This window comes from Belnapia arida (assembly GCF_016773205.1).
In the GTDB taxonomy this organism is placed as follows: domain Bacteria; phylum Pseudomonadota; class Alphaproteobacteria; order Acetobacterales; family Acetobacteraceae; genus Belnapia; species Belnapia arida.
In genome coordinates, this window is the sequence record NZ_JAETWB010000061.1 from 1 (window position 1) to 14,814 (window position 14,814).

9 protein-coding genes and 2 pseudogenes are annotated in these 14,814 nt (G+C 64.1%); 6 read left to right on the top strand and 5 right to left on the bottom strand.

The features are described 5' to 3' along the window. Positions 1-350: 350 nt before the first annotated feature. Positions 351-755: a response regulator gene (locus JMJ56_RS30625; RefSeq protein ID WP_202835547.1), complete on the top strand. Its 405-nt coding sequence runs from the start codon at positions 351-353 to the stop codon at positions 753-755. On the opposite strand, the pseudogene JMJ56_RS35820 reads toward JMJ56_RS30625, so the two are convergent. Further along, a pseudogene (locus JMJ56_RS35820) lies at positions 734-967 on the bottom strand (IS3-like element ISMtsp5 family transposase); the annotation flags it as partial. The gene JMJ56_RS30625 and the pseudogene JMJ56_RS35820 overlap by 22 nt on opposite strands. Before the next feature lie 219 nt (positions 968-1,186). Here JMJ56_RS35820 and JMJ56_RS30630 point away from each other — a divergent pair. Both JMJ56_RS30630 and JMJ56_RS30635 read left to right on the top strand, forming a co-directional pair. Further along, entirely contained in the window at positions 1,187-4,063 is a 2,877-nt protein-coding gene (locus JMJ56_RS30630) for a PAS domain-containing hybrid sensor histidine kinase/response regulator (RefSeq protein ID WP_202835549.1), read from the top strand. A 1,126-nt stretch (positions 4,064-5,189) separates the two neighbouring features. Beyond that, entirely contained in the window at positions 5,190-5,453 is a 264-nt protein-coding gene (locus JMJ56_RS30635; RefSeq protein WP_202835550.1) for a hypothetical protein, read from the top strand. Positions 5,454-5,586: 133 nt separating this feature from the next. On the opposite strand, the gene JMJ56_RS30640 is transcribed toward JMJ56_RS30635, so the two are convergent. Next, positions 5,587-5,904 (bottom strand): hypothetical protein, encoded by a 318-nt coding sequence (locus JMJ56_RS30640; RefSeq protein WP_202835551.1) that lies wholly within the window; start codon positions 5,902-5,904, stop codon positions 5,587-5,589. A gap of 156 nt (positions 5,905-6,060) precedes the next feature. After that, positions 6,061-6,318, bottom strand: a pseudogene (locus JMJ56_RS30645) (IS110 family transposase); the annotation flags it as partial. Positions 6,319-6,769: 451 nt separating this feature from the next. Here JMJ56_RS30645 and JMJ56_RS30650 point away from each other — a divergent pair. The 3 genes from JMJ56_RS30650 (at position 6,770) to JMJ56_RS30660 (ending at position 10,343) form a co-directional block, all read left to right on the top strand. Continuing rightward, complete coding sequence (locus tag JMJ56_RS30650; RefSeq protein WP_202835553.1) at positions 6,770-7,450, top strand: recombinase family protein; 681 nt, start codon at positions 6,770-6,772, stop codon at positions 7,448-7,450. After that, positions 7,443-9,938 (top strand): PAS domain S-box protein, encoded by a 2,496-nt coding sequence (locus JMJ56_RS30655; protein WP_236038934.1) that lies wholly within the window; start codon positions 7,443-7,445, stop codon positions 9,936-9,938. Before JMJ56_RS30650 ends, JMJ56_RS30655 begins: the two co-directional genes overlap by 8 nt. Before the next feature lie 90 nt (positions 9,939-10,028). Then, positions 10,029-10,343, top strand: coding sequence for a DUF6894 family protein (locus JMJ56_RS30660; protein ID WP_202835555.1), 315 nt, complete (start codon positions 10,029-10,031; stop codon positions 10,341-10,343). A 57-nt stretch (positions 10,344-10,400) separates the two neighbouring features. On the opposite strand, the gene JMJ56_RS30665 is transcribed toward JMJ56_RS30660, so the two are convergent. Then, complete coding sequence (locus JMJ56_RS30665) at positions 10,401-12,263, bottom strand: glycoside hydrolase family 2 protein (RefSeq protein ID WP_202835556.1); 1,863 nt, start codon at positions 12,261-12,263, stop codon at positions 10,401-10,403. A gap of 905 nt (positions 12,264-13,168) precedes the next feature. Beyond that, positions 13,169-14,170 (bottom strand): TRAP transporter substrate-binding protein, encoded by a 1,002-nt coding sequence (locus JMJ56_RS30670; RefSeq protein ID WP_236038930.1) that lies wholly within the window; start codon positions 14,168-14,170, stop codon positions 13,169-13,171. Between the last annotated feature and the right edge of the window lie 644 nt (positions 14,171-14,814).

Sequence of the window (14,814 nt, forward strand, 5' to 3'; positions counted from 1 at the left end):
CACTCTTCTTCCGGCAATCGCCGCCGGGAGCCAATCACAACCGATTCAAATCACTCAAACTGTTCCCGGACAGACACTAACCTAGATCAAGGACGGCCATTCGAGATTTCCGCAACCATGCGGAGTGGTCGGCATCCCCTCGTCAGCCAACCGCATCTTCCGCCGTCTCACTGAGATTGGCAGTTCATCGCCTGTCTTCACTTGGTGAAGCGGTCTCAAATCTGAACCCGCTATGCAGCGGACAACACGCACAAATTTTGGTCTGCCCACCACAAGCCTGACTCAAACTGAAGGTGTCCTTGACCTTTGGGCCGACGCCACGAGCGTGACCTGGGAGGCCCGATGCCGTGATGACCGACCTGATTTCGCAGAACCGCCACGCACTGCGAGGTGCGAAGGTCCTCGTCGTCGAGGACGAGCCGCTGACTGCCATGCTGATGGAAGATTGGCTTGACGATGTTGGGGCGCAGGTGCTGGGCCCAGCCGGGTCGGTCGAGGAGGCGATGCAGATCGTCGACCAGGCGCTGCTTAATGGTGGCATGAGCGCCGCCATTCTCGACATAAACCTTGGCGGCGAAGCCGTTTTGCCAGTTGCCGACCGCCTTGCCGCAATGGGCGTGCCATTCATCTTTGCTACAGGTTACGGCGCTGACTGCCCACGTGGTGAACATTGCACCAAGCATGTGCTGATCAAACCCTTCACTGCTCAGGCGTTGATGGTTGCAGTCATGCGCTTAAGTGCACGGGCATCGTGAACTGTCGCCAGGCTCACCTCGCCGGCCGCCAGAAAGGCTCGCGCCAGCCACTCAGCGTCGCCGCGGTGAATACCCGGAGCCGGCGAGACCGGCCCCAGATCCTCACCGCGGAGCAGCCGTAATACTGCACCCCCCTTGTGTAGCCGCGACGTCTGACCCTCCCGGTCACGACCAACGGCATCCGTCAGCTCTGTCATCGTTGTGCACCCCATCCGCGGATACCGTCCACTTATGGGGTGTCTCAATCAACCGTGGGGCGGAGAACATACCGCGTGACGGTGGGCTCGATTAGCCCATAACCTCTTTGTAACCAGAACGGGAGCGGAGATGCGGCGAGACGGCTTGATGGTGACGGCCAGCCAGGCTGGCGTTCGCCCGCACACGATTTCCGACACTGGCACCTCGATCCGCCGCTTCAAGGACTGAAGACGATGAGCGGTCTTGAGGATAGTCCGATTTGGCCGCCTGGTGGCGGCGAACTGGCCCGGCGCGTCAACGCTCATGACTGGGCAGCGACCTCGCTGGGGCCAGTTGAGGGCTGGTCAGACCGCCTCAAAGTTATGGTCGAGATCGTGCTGGCCAGTCCGGACGTCTCCTGCCTCGTCTGCGGGTCCGACAGGATCTTAATCTACAACGACGCCGCTGCCCGGCTGTACGGCGGCCGGCATCCGGCGGCGCTCGGCCGTCCTTTGCCGGAAACCTTCCCAGAAGGCTGGGCTACCGTCGCTCCGCTCTACGCACGCGCTTTTGCGGGCGAAGCTGTCCAAGTTGCTGCTCAGCCGCTGGACACACGCAGCGTAGGCGAGGCGACCGACACCTTCGACGCTACGCTCCTGCCGGTGCATGATGATGCCGGCGCGGTGATCGCTGTTCATATGACCGGGCGGGAGGTCGGCGCTCGTACTCGTGCTGAGACGGCGCTGCGCGAGAGTGAGGAGCGGCTCCGAGCGTTGGTCACCGCCACGTCCTACGCCATCTACAGCATGAGCCCGGACTGGACCGAGATGCGCCGGCTCGAGTGGCACGGCTTTCTGGCCGATACGCCGGTGCCCAGCAAGTCATGGCTCGGCGAGTACATCCATCTCGACGATCAGCCAGCAGTGCGAGAAGAGATTGAGCGCGCAATCCGGACGAAGAGCGTATTCGATCTGGAGCATCGCGTGCGACGCACAGACGGCACGCTGGGCTGGACGCGCTCGCGGGCGGTGCCGCTGCTCGACACTGCCGGTGGGGTCCGCGAGTGGTTCGGGGCCGCGAGCGATATCACGGTACGTAAGCAGGCCGAAGCAGTAGTGCGGGAAAGCGAGGGGCGATTACGTGGGTTCGGTGATGCCTCGTCGGACGTGCTCTGGATCCGTGATGTCGACAGTTTGCAATGGGAGTACCTGACCCCAGCCTTCGAGGCGATCTACGGGCTCAGCCGTGAGGAAGCCTTGCGCGGCAATAACCTGAATGGATGGGCGGCACTGATCCTGCCGGAGGACCGCGAACACGCCTTGGCTTGCATCAGGCAGGTCGGCCGCGGCCACCGCACAACCTTCGAGTACCGGATCAGACGCCCTACGGATGGACAGGTTCGCTGGCTCCGCGACACCGACTTTCCCATGCACGACGCGACTGGGCAGGTGCGCTGGATCGGTGGCGTCGGCCACGACGTGACCGCGCTGAAGGAGATCGAGGCGGCGCTGGCGAAGAGTGAGGGCCGCTTGCGGGCTTTGGTGGAAGGTATGCCGCAGTTGGTTTGGCGGTCTGCGGCGCGCGGCGAGTGGACCTGGGCCAGTCCACAATGGATAGCTTTTACCGGCCTGTCGGACGAGGCTAGCCGTGGCCGCGGCTGGCTTCGGGCGCTGCATCCGGACGACCGGGCGGATGCCATGGCGGCGTGGGACCGCGCCGGCGAGGGCGGTGCTTTCGAGGCGGACTTCCGCCTACGTCACGCAGCCGATGGGACGTGGCGGTGGTTCCATACGCGCGGGTCGCCGGTGCTGCGCGCTCCAGATGGCACACATGTATGGGAATGGCTCGGCACGTCGACCGATGTGGATGACCAGGTCCGTGCCCGGGACGCTTTGGAGCGTGCAGCGGAAGTGCTTGAAGCACGTGTGGCCGAGCGCACAGCCGAACTGAGGGCAGCGGAGGCAAGCCTGCACCAGGCACAGAAAATGGAAGCGGTAGGCCAGCTTACCGGCGGCATCGCCCACGACTTCAACAACATGCTTCAGGGCGTCACCAGCAGCGTCGACATGGCGCGGCGTCGGGTTGACGCGGGCTACACCAGCGAGGCAGGGCGCTACTTGGAAGCAGCGCACGCGGCAGTTGATCGGGCGGCTGGGCTGACACGTCGACTGCTGGCCTTCGCGCGGCGACAGAACCTGGAGCCGAAGCCCCTAGACGCGGATGCGTTGGTAGCGGACATGGCCGACCTGATCCGCCGCTCGATCGGGCCGGGGATCACGCTGGACCTGCAGTTGCGCAACGGTGGCGGCAGCGTGTTGTGCGATCCTAATGAGTTGGAAAACGTGTTGCTGAACCTGTGCATCAACTCACGTGATGCCATGCCGAGTGGCGGGCGGCTCGTGATCAACACGGAGGATGTGGAACTCTCGGCGGCGGACGTGGTCGGGCAAGGGGGCGCGGTGCCAGGCGGCTATGTGGCGATGTGCGTGTCCGACACCGGCTCCGGCATGCCGCCGGACGTGTTGGAGCATGTTTTTGAGCCGTTCTTCACCACCAAGCCGGTTGGCCAAGGCACCGGACTTGGCCTGAGCCAGGTTTGGGGGTTTGTGCGACAATTGGCGGGGTTCCTGCAGATCGAGAGTACACTTGGGCAGGGTACGACAGTGCGCTTGTTCCTGCCGCGCAGCGACTGGGCGGCGACGACGGAGAAGCTGGCACCAACTCCCATGCCCGAGCAGGTTGGTCCCGGCGATGCGACGGTGCTGCTGGTCGATGACGAGGCCGGGGTGCGGAGCTCGGCAGCCGAGAGGCTGCAGGAACTGGGCTTTCGAGTCCTCGAGGCGGCGGACGGGATGGAGGCCTTGCTCCTCTTGGCCAAGGGCGCACGGCCCGACCTGCTCATTACCGATGTGGGGCTGCCAAGCGGAATGAATGGCCGGCAGCTGGCGGAGGCCATGCAAGGACAAATCCCTGGGCTGCCGGTGCTGTTCATCACCGGCTATGCCGCCGCAGATCTGCCACCAGAGATCGAAGTCATCCATAAACCGTTCACGCTCAACGAGCTGGCGCAACGGGTTCAGGTCCTCCTGACGGCAGGACGGCAGGGCCCAGGCAGGAACCTCGGCGCATGACCTGCCCGTTCGTGAGATGAGATCGCTGCTTAAGCGCGTTCCGCAGACCGGCGCTTGAGTGCCCTGGGGGTTGGATTTGGTCGACGTACTATCACCGGTGTCCATATCGACGAAGATGTCGGTATCAGCAGGCCAGCGGCAAAGCTTGAGCAGGCATCACTAACTTGCTCCGTGGAGGACTTCGCACAGGACTGTATAGGCATGCCCTAATGTTTTGGATCAGAGACTTACAAGGCATTCTCACCTTCTCCCACCTTTACCACCCGATCTTTATCGGTAGTCACAGGCCACCAAGCCGGCCCGTTTCTGCAGTAACCTCGGGTTCAGAACGGCGTTCAACTGGAGCGGTGGGGAACGGGCTTTCAGCCAAATGTCATTACCTTCTGACGACCAGTTACCGGCAACGCCACTGCTCTCCGCAGAGCAGGGCGAAGCCCAAGCCGCCGAGTGGCTAAAGATAATCCGTCTTCGAGTGCTCATTAGCCGGGCGTTGGATCATCATGGCGCCAAGAGCGCTGCCCAGATCGGCGAAGTGCTCGGGCTAAGCGCTATGGAGGCCCAGAGCCTGCTAAGTGCCAAGCGCTGGCATGAGGGCGATCTAGCGCGGCTCCGTGCGGCCGCTGAGCGCATCGGGATATCTGCACCAGAGGAGGGGCCGCAATGGTGATTAGCGTGCCCCTACGGCGAAGCCTGTAATTACCAAGTGAGCGGAACGTCTGCTAATCGTCAGGCTCGGCAGATGAGCACAGTGAAGTCTTAGACAGACTAAGCTGCCACTGCCATCCGTGGTGGCGTGAAGCAAGCGAGAGCATTTTGGCTGTCTCGCCAAGCATCGTCAGCCGACGAAAATATTTTTGGTGAATTTTCGCAAATACCGTCTGTCGCAGCATTACGAATAGTCCAGAACCACTGCTTCGGAAAATGAGAACGAAGCTCAACCTTAGTGTAAAAGTTGAGAGACACTTGGCTCGACATGGACATGTTCGCTCTCCGGCGTTGCCAGATTGATAGCGAAACTACGTCTCTAAATCTAGAGTTGTGTGATAAACTCAACGTTAGAGATTGACGTAGCTAATTTCGATCTTCATGAAAAGGGATGGTTTCATCCCAGGGCAGCCATCCACCTATGAAGCCACTCACAGCGGAAGAGCGCAGAACCCAGACCGTTGGCTGGCTAAAGATCATCCGCCTTCGGGTGGCGATCGGTCGCGAGTTGGATGACCGCGGCGTCAAAACCCCTCTGGAAGTCGGCGAAGCGCTCGGGCTGGAGGCCGCAGAAGCTCAGGTTCTTCTAACAAGCAAACAGTGGCGCGACAGCGACCTAGAGCGGCTCAGAATACTGGCTAAGCGCTTGGGCGTTGCTGTATCTGAAGAGGAGTCGTGGTGGTGACCATGCGCCGCGCACCCATCTCCGGCGAGCCCAGCGTCACACGACTATCTGGCTTCTTGATGCCAGCAGCGCCGGCGGCGGCGGCGACGCTCGGAGGCCACTACTTCAACAAGAACCCGGGGCATTTGGTGAGCTATTTGTGCCGGACGCTTCCGCCAGCCTTGATCGATCCGCGCACCTCATCACAGCGAATGGACCCGCCGGCATTGACGCTCCCGCCGACACTATTGCAGTTCACCGAACCACCAGCGTGGACGTCGCCACGGACTTCGCCGCAGTTTACAGCTGCATCGGTCCGCAACTCACCCAGGACGCCTTCCAGCACCCGAATTTCCACCACGCCAGATACTGTGCCGTCCTGGCGCTTGCCGTCGATGATGACGGTATCATTGATGACGCTAACCGAGCTGACGCCCTCATAGGTCACGCCATTGATGATGATGCGGGTCAAAGCGGGTCTCCTTCAGGAGTGGGTGCCACAAAAGGGCTTGTAGCGAAGCCCACGTCTAATCCTACTGGATGGCTACGACTAAAGCCCGAGCGTAGTCGGCTCCTTTGTTGGACACGCAGCGTGCGAGTTGTCCTACTGCGAGGCTTCAGCCGCGCTCTTGACGTAGGGCTTCACGTAGGCCGGTGGCATGAGCCGGACCGTGTGGCCGAGGCGAGTAAGCTCGCGCGCCCAATGGTGCGCCCCTCTACAAGCCTCCATGCCAACCAGCGTCGGCGGCAAAGCTGCGAAGAAGTCCAACAGCGCTGACCGGCGCAGCTTGCGCCGCACCACCACCACCCCACCGGCCGCATTGATCCCATGTACCTGGAAGACGCTCTTCGCCAAGTCGAGGCCGATCGTCGTAATCTTCTCCACAGATGCCTCCTCTCCTTCGTGGTCACGCTCAACACCAACCACGCTATGGCGCCTCGATGCCGCAGAGCAGGGGGCATCCACCCCATCATGTGAAAGCGCGGCGTGGCTCGACGCGAGATGGCGACACTTAACGTCCGACTGCGCGAGCTCGACGAGCTGATGCAGGTGAGCGCCAACCTGTGACCACTTGGATGCCCCGCGCCGTCTCCGTCCTGGTGCCGGCCCGGTCGGTCTGGACCGCGAACAGGCGAGCCCGCTACTCGGCGGACAGCAGGGTCCGGCGTGGCATCTGTTTCAGCTCCAGGATTGACGCCTCGCGAGGTCACACAACTGTGCTGCGGACACTTGCGGCACGTAGAGGGCGTGACGGGTTGTGTGGCAAATCGGCAGCATCGAGAAGAGACTTCTTGCGTTGTCACCCATCCGGGCGTTTGCAGAGCGGAGGACTGTCGTGCTGATCGGCTACATGCGCGTGAGCAAGGCGGACGGCAGCCAGGCGCTCGACCTGCAGCGCGACGCGCTGCTCGCCGCCGGGGTTGACCTGTCCCGGCTGTACGAGGACACCGCGTCGGGCAAGCGCGACGACCGACCCGGGTTGGAGGCGTGCCTCAAGGGCCTGCGCCCCGGCGACACCCTGGTCGCCTGGAAGCTCGATCGGCTCGGGCGCGACCTGCGGCACCTCGTCAACCTGGCACACGAGCTGACGGGGCGCGGCGTGGGGCTGCGTGTCCTCGCCGGCGAGGGGGCGGCCATCGACACCACCACCTCGAACGGCCAGCTGATATTCGGCGTCTTCGCAGCATTGGCCGAGTTCGAGCGCGAGCTGATTGTCGAGCGCACCAAGGCGGGCCTCGCCTCCGCACGTGCCCGCGGCCGCCGCGGGGGACGGCCATATAAGATGACGCCGGCCAAGCTGCGCCTCGCCCAAGCCGCCATGGGCCGGCGGGAGACGGGAGTGGCCGAGTTGTGCGCGAAACTGGGCATAACCCGCCAGACACTCTACCGCCACGTCGATCCCGAGGGCCGATTGCGGCCGGACGGTGAGAAGTTGCTGCACTGCCGCCATGCAGAACGGGAACAGAGGGCGCCAGTGGCCTCTGGCGGGATAAGAGCCGGTGATCGGCATGCTTGATCTCGAACAGATGGTCAGGCGCCAGCAGATGCTCGCTGACTTCGGCGAGTTCACCCTGCGCAGCAACAACCTCGACGAGGTCCTTACCGAAGCCTGCCGCCTCGTGGGCGAGGCGATGGGGAAAAATTGGGCCAAAGTCCTCGAGATCCAGGACAATGGACGCTCCCTCTTAGTGCGGGCTGGTGTCGGCTGGTCCCCGGAGGTCGTCGGCCGGGTGCGCCTGGAGATGACCGTGCGTTCTTCTGAGACCTTTTCGATCAAGGCCGGCAAGCCTGTCATCACCCAGGACATAAGTCAGGAAGACCGGTTCGAGCTGCCTGACTTCCTGAGGGAAGCCGGGGTGATCGCGCTGGCAAACGTGCCGATCTTCCTGCCTGGTGGGCAGGCCTACGGCTTGTTGCAGGTGGACGCCACCGAGCCGCGCAAGTTCGGCGAGGGCGACACGGAGTTCCTGCGCACCTACGCCACCATCCTCGGGCCGGTTATCGATCGCCTGCACAAAGTCCGCCGGCTGCGGACGACCGAAGAGCGGTTCCGCCTCGTCGTCGAGAACGCACGCGACTACGCCATTCTCGTCTGTGACGCGGAGGACGTCATCGCCGACTGGTTCCCTGGCGCGGAGGTCGTCTTCGGCTGGACGGCGGCCGAGGCCATCGGGCAGCCCGCCAGCATCCTGTTCACCCCGGAAGACCGGGAAAGCCATGTGGACGACGATGAGGTGGAGACGGCCCGCGTCCATGGCGTCGCGCCGAACGTGCGTTGGCATCTCCGTAAAGACGGCACGCGGGTGTTCATCGACGGCACGGTCACGGCGCTGCGCGGCGAAGGGGGCGAAGTCCGCGGGTTTCTCAAGATCGGCCAGGACGTCACTGAGCGCCGCAGGACCGAGGAGGCGCTGCGCGAAAGCGAGGCGCGGTTTCGCCACATGGCCGACAGCGCCCCGGCGCTGATTTGGATGACCGACGCGGAAGGTCAGGTCACCTTCGCCAACATGCACTACGATCACATGTTTGGCCGGCCGGCGTCGGAGATGCGAGGACGGGGGTGGGAGGAGATCGTCCTGCCCGAGGATCTCGATCGGCATCACACTGACTTCCTAGAAGCGTTCCATGCACGTGCGCCTTTTAAGACGGAGACGCGCGTGCGCGACAGGGCCGGCCAGGTGCGCTGGCTGCGCTGCGAGGGTGTGCCGCGCATGGACGATGCGGGAAGGTTCCTCGGCTACACCGGCTGCAATGTGGATATCACCGAGGCCCGACTGGCGGCCGAGGAGCTGGAGCGTCGCGTCACCGAGCGCACCACGGAGCTGATGGCGGCCGAGGAGACGCTCCGGCAGGCGCAGAAAATGGAGGCGGTGGGCCAGCTGACGGGCGGCATCGCGCACGACTTCAACAACATGCTTCAGGGCGTCACAGGCGGGCTCAGCATGGCGCGACGCAGGGTCGCGGCTGGCCAGGCCGGCGAGGCGCTACGATACCTCGACGCCGTGCAGGAGGCGGCAGAGCGCGCGGCAGGCCTGACGCGGCGCTTGCTCGCCTTCGCGCGGCGGCGGCCATTGGAGCCGAAGCCGGTCGATACGGACGGGCTGGTCGCCGGACTGGCGGACCTGATCCGTCGCACGGTGGGGCCAGGGATCGCGCTGGACCTGCAGCTTCGCAACGGCGCCGGGAGCGTGCTGTGTGACCCGAACGAGCTGGAGAGCGCGCTGCTGAACCTCTGCATCAACGCGCGCGATGCGATGTCCGAGGGCGGCCGGCTGACGATCGGCACGGAGGACCTGCGTCTCTCGGCGGCGGACATCCCGGATGATGGGGCGGCGCCAGGCCTCTACGTGGCGCTCTCGGTCGCGGACACTGGAACGGGCATACCGCCGGAGGTGCTCGAGCGGGTGTTCGAGCCGTTCTTCACCACCAAGCCGCAAGGCCAGGGCACGGGGCTGGGTCTGAGCCAGGTCTGGAGCTTCGTGCGGCAATCTGGCGGCCTAGTGCGGATCGAGAGCGCGCCGGGGCAGGGCACGACGTTGCGCCTCCTCCTGCCGCTGCACGAGCATGCGGATGCGATGGGGCGACCGGAGGCAGTGCCGCTGGTGCTGGAGGCGGCCAGCGAACCCGGGACGGTGCTTCTGGTGGACGACGAGGACGCGGCGCGGCAGCCGGCAGCCGACCTGCTGCGCGAGCTGGGCCACACGGTGCTGGAGGCGCGAGACGGGCCTGAAGCGCTGCGCATCCTGGCCACCACCCGCCCAGACCTGCTGGTCACCGACGTGGGGCTGCCGAATGGCATGAACGGGCGGCAGCTGGCCGAAGCGGCACGCAAGGGGGCCCCAGGGCTGCCCGTACTGTTCATCAGCGGCTACGCGGGGACGTCGCTACCGCCGGGGATCGACATGATGGATAAGCCGTTTGAACTCGACGCCCTCGTACGGCGGGTTCGGACGGCCCTGGAAGTAGGTCAGCGAACTACCGCCGACAGACATCGGGGAGCTTAGCGTGTCGTTTTGCATTGATCGCGCAGTGACCCCTTCTGGTCATTCGCAACCGCACGGCAGAGCGGTGAAGGCAGACCATAATATGCGACTATGCCGCGCTTCTTCCTGCATGTTCGTCAAGGCCAAGAACTGATCCTCGACCCGGAAGGATCCGAGCTACCCGATCTCGTCGCCGCCCAACATGAGGCACGCCTCAGTCTTCGGGAACTGGTTGCCGGCTGCCTTCGCAGCAGCGGCAGCAGCAGCAGGATAACGGACGTGCAACAGATAGAGATCGCTGATCAGGCAGGGCAGGTCTTGGCGACCGTCCACTTCCTCGGTGCTAGGACCGATCGAGTAAGCGGGGCTTATCGCATGTGTGGAGGCCCTCTGCGGGTCAAGGCGCATCTGCAATTCTGGCACTGAGAGCACGGGTGCGGTTATGTGTGCGGCCGGGATTTGGCATAACCACTCGCCGCGCGGCTATTCCTCCGCCCGACTGCCACGCCGCCTTGCGATCTCGTGCTGGAAGATGGCGTCCAGGATCTCGCTTGGGACGGACCTAGCCGGGCGGGAGGTAATCGCTCGGATGGTGGCGATATCCAGCTTGGGCTTGCGGGCGGCTGTCAGCAGGCCATTGGTCTCCTGCTCGGTATCGGTGAGCTGGGTGTAGCAGAAGCCCGCAATCCCCGTGCTGTCCAGCAAGGCTCCGACCAGCGCCCCATAGAGCACCAGCAGCTCCTGCGCATCGTTCGTCGTGGCATAGCCATACCAGTTCTCCCCCTCGCCAGGCTTGATGCTGAGGCCGCCGAACTCGCTGACCACGACTGGCTGCTGCTCGAAAGTCTGGCCGTCTACCAGCAGGCGGTTATGCGCCGGACGGATCGCCTCGAAGGTGCGCCGGAGCGCCTCGCCGGAGCCGTAGCGCTCGGTTAGCCTGGCGGGGTCCATGGCGTAGTCGTGCACACCGAAGATGTCACCGACAGCGTTCTGCCAGCCATCGTTGCCGATCACCGGGCGTGTAGAGTCCAGCGTCTTCGTCAGATGGTACAGCGCCTTCACGTACGCACGCTGAGCCGGATCGTGCTCCAGGTCCGGCACGCCCCAGCTCTCGTTCAACGGGACCCAGGTAATGATGCAGGGGTGGTTGTAGTCGCGCCGGACCGCGTCCGCCCACTCACGGCACAACCGTTGGGCGGCCCGCTCGTCGAACTGAAAGGCATTGGCTGCCTCGCCCCAGACAAGCACGCCCAGGCGGTCACACCAGTAGAGGAACCGCGGGTCCTCAATCTTCTGGTGAATGCGCACGCCATTGAAGCCGAGTTCCTTAACGAGTTCGACCTCCCGCCGGATGGCCTCGTCGCTTGGCGGCGCCAGATGCGACTGCGGCCAATAGTTCTGGGACAGGACCAGGCGCAGGAACAGTGGCACTCCGTTCAGCAGCAGCCGGCCGTCCACGGCTTCAATCCGGCGTAGGCCGAAGTAGCTTTCGACCAGGTCGAGCACCGAGCCGTCGGCCGCCAACAGCTCGATCGAGGCGTCGATCAAGTGGGGATGATGGGGTGCCCAGCAAACCGCTTGGACCCGGTGCATGCGCCGGGGCAAGACGATTTCGCGGTCCAGCACCGCTCCGTCCAGGGCATAGATGTCGTCCACCAGCGGTCGCCCGCGGAGCGACAGGCGCAGGCGGAGTTGGGTCGCCTTGGCTGCGCGCCCACCCACCCGCAATCGCATTTGGGCAGCGAAGCGGTCCGGATCAGCGGTCCACCGCACCTCTTCGACGAAGGCTTCGCCCAAAGGCTCCAGCCAGACCGGCTGCCAGATACCCGTGGTTCGGTGATACCAGATCTCGGCCGGCTCAGGATCCCAGTACTGCTTCCCGCGCGGCTGGGTCAGATCCAGCGGGTCGTCGTAGACGCGCACGACGATGACCTGTTCGGTCTCCGGAGAGAGGCAGGCGGTGATGTCGAGGGTGAACGGTGTGTGCCCTCCTTCGTGACGTCCGGCGAACTGGCCATTGACCCAGACCTGAGCTTCGTAATCCACCGCGCCAAATGTCAGGTGGAGTCGAGGCGCTCGCCCGGCTGGTGAGAGCTCGAATACCCGGCGATACCAAACGACCGGATGGTAGCCTCGCTCCTGGATGCCGCTCGCTGCGGACTCGGGTGGGAAGGGGACGAGGATCTCCCGATCGAAGGCCTCGGCGCGTCTCGGCCAACCCTCCTGAACCCCACGGTCCTCGTTGTCGAAGGCGAAGCCCCAAGGGCCCCGCAGATCGACCCACCCAGACCGGCGAAGCTGGGCTTGAGGGTGCTTGGCCACTGCCCAATCAACGGTTGCGTCCAACGTTCGAATCCTTGGGCGAGTAGGTCATGAAGGAGTCTTGGGCGCGCGATCAACGTCGGGATGGCTGGCCTGGGTGCATAGCTGCCGATCTCGTCTGTTGGCCGGTGATATCCGCTGGCCTCCCACCCCGGGCACCTTCGTAGCAGGCATGTAGCCTGCCTTCAGACCGCGCAAGCTTGTAGCTGCGCGCGACCAAAGCACATCGCTCCTAATAAACCCTTACTTGCTGCGGGGGGGAGACTTATCAGAGATGAGGCTGCGCTTCGGGATGACAGCCGAACTGCAGAGCCTCAAGGCTGAGCGGGACGTTGTCCAGAAGCTAGGCTTCCTCGGGCGGCTGGCCTCGTCGATCCAGAGCGGCAATCACTGATATTCATCTGCCATGTCTACAGGCAGCAATTCTGTTGCAGCAGAAAGTTCCCCCTGGTACGAACCAGCCAGCCTTGCTGGTTGCTTAATCAGTGACGGCCCAAAAAAAGGGCGGCACCCGAAGGCGCCGCCGAGTTTAGGGAGGAAACGTCCAAGAAAGGCAGGGCACGAGCGTGCCGCTGCCCGCTGGACAATTTGCGCGTCTGAAAAGATGACGCAACTCAAATTGTGCAACGCAATATATCATTCCGCAAATGATCGCTCGCGAGATAGCAGGTAAAGGCCCTGCACACGATATTCTTCGGCCAAGATGCACCAACTCCGGCTGACCAGCGTGTGGCGTTCTGGTCCCCTACAACACGGTCTAGATTGGACGCTGCTCGGTAAAACGAGCAGTTAGACGGTGGTTGCGGCCGAGGAAGCAAAGATGTGGGAAGCGCTGGTCGTTCCGCTCTCACCCTGCCAACACGCCCAAGCTACATGCGGGCGGTGCCGAGGCGTGGGGGGTAACCCCCTTGCATGACCACCAGCCCAGGCTATTGCGCAGCCGCGGTGATGCCTCTCGCTGCTGCCATGTAGCGGTTCCAGACCGTGACGCATTCCTCGCCACAACGCTCAATCCATTTCGGTAACACGACATTTCGCAGCGGATGTGCGCGACGTCGTTGGTCCTGCGGCGTATCGTCGAGCACCACCATGCCGCCTGGCTTGCCCTGCTTGCAGCGGGGGGAGCCGGCGTTGCAGAGGAAGCCCTCTTCGGTTTCGCGCTCTGCCGCCTGCCAGATCGCAGTTTCCAGGGTTCCCAGCCCCTGCTGGATCTGGGTCCGCACTTCCGGCGGCAGCCCGTTCCAGGCGCTCAGGTTGGCGCCGAACAGGGAGACGCCCCAGCCGACCGCCTGCCGCGACATCGTCGAGGTGACGGCCTGCAGCCCGAGCGCGTTGCCCGAGAGGCTGCCGGTGATGGCGCACTCCACGGTGTGGCGCTTAAGGGCGTCGGGGATCTGGGCGAAGGGGATGACGACTGCTGCGGCACCGAGCGCCTCCACCATCTCGCCCTGCCCTACGGAGGAGACCCTGATCCGTCGGCCAGCGAGGTCGGCGAGGCTGGTGAAGGGGTCGCGGCAGAACAGCACTTGCGCCGGGTAGGTATAGACCGCCAGCAGCTGCACATTGTACCGATACCGCAAGGTTGCTTCCAGCCGTGGCCGTAGCAGGTCCCGAGACTGGCTAAGCGTCGCGATGTCCGGATTGAGTGCCGGCAGGTCCATCGCCGCCAATTCTGGCTCGTCGCTAGCAGCAACCGCAAGGCTGACGGTGCCGAATGACACGACACCCAACCGCATGAGCCCAAGCATGTCGGAGCCATGGATGCCGCTGCGGTCGAACGGCGCAATCTCCGCCTGGACCCGGCCGCCGGTCAGGCGAGGCACCTCGCTTATCCAGAACGGGGCCTCGTAGCGCTCGTACTGGGTGACACCGCCAAACCCGCCGGCGATCCGAAGATGGATGGTCGTGGGGTCCTCGGCCCAGGCCGGCAAAGCCGCCAGCGTCACGCCCAGTGCCGCCACCATCATCGCTCGCATGCCAGCCCCCACCTTCAGCCGATCAGCGTACCCTAGAAGGCCTTAACCCGATCCTTCTCGGCTGGCGCGCCGCTCGGCGGCCAGGCCGTGATCCGGATCGGCGCTCCGCGTCGCCCGCAGTGCCCGCACCGCCGTGGCTTCGCAGACCGCCAAGTGTCCGTATCGGCGAGCCAGGGACTGCGCCGGTATCCACCGGCGGTGGTCGCAGCTACGGCACCAGATTTCGAGCACGCAGCAGCCGCGAGCCAGATGGTCGATCGTCGTCACCGCCAACGCGGGATCACTGCCCGCGCCCATACTCGGCGGCGGGCTCATGCACCCGTCTCGCGCAGCACGACCCTATGCTCCGACCACTCAAACCGTCGAACCATGCGCGACATTTTTGAGACAAACCTCTCATTTGAGTGATTTGTGCGGCGTGTTATCAACCTATAGATGATGTGGCGGGGCCGAAGTAAGCCCTTACCTCTTCCCCTGGAGACCACGATGTCCGCCCTTCGCCAGATCCTCATCGTCGAGGACGATGCCGCGCTGCGTGCCACCCTTGCCGAGCAGATCCTGTCCGGTGGCGAGTTCAGCGCCGATGAGGCGGAGAGCGC

Coding starts and splice junctions, on each gene's coding strand:
- JMJ56_RS30625 (WP_202835547.1), top strand. CDS start 351: ATGACCGACCTGATTTCGCAGAACCGCCACGCACTGCGAGGTGCGAAG.
- JMJ56_RS30660 (WP_202835555.1), top strand. CDS start 10,029: ATGCCGCGCTTCTTCCTGCATGTTCGTCAAGGCCAAGAACTGATCCTC.
- JMJ56_RS30655 (WP_236038934.1), top strand. CDS start 7,443: ATGCTTGATCTCGAACAGATGGTCAGGCGCCAGCAGATGCTCGCTGAC.
- JMJ56_RS30635 (WP_202835550.1), top strand. CDS start 5,190: ATGAAGCCACTCACAGCGGAAGAGCGCAGAACCCAGACCGTTGGCTGG.
- JMJ56_RS30630 (WP_202835549.1), top strand. CDS start 1,187: ATGAGCGGTCTTGAGGATAGTCCGATTTGGCCGCCTGGTGGCGGCGAA.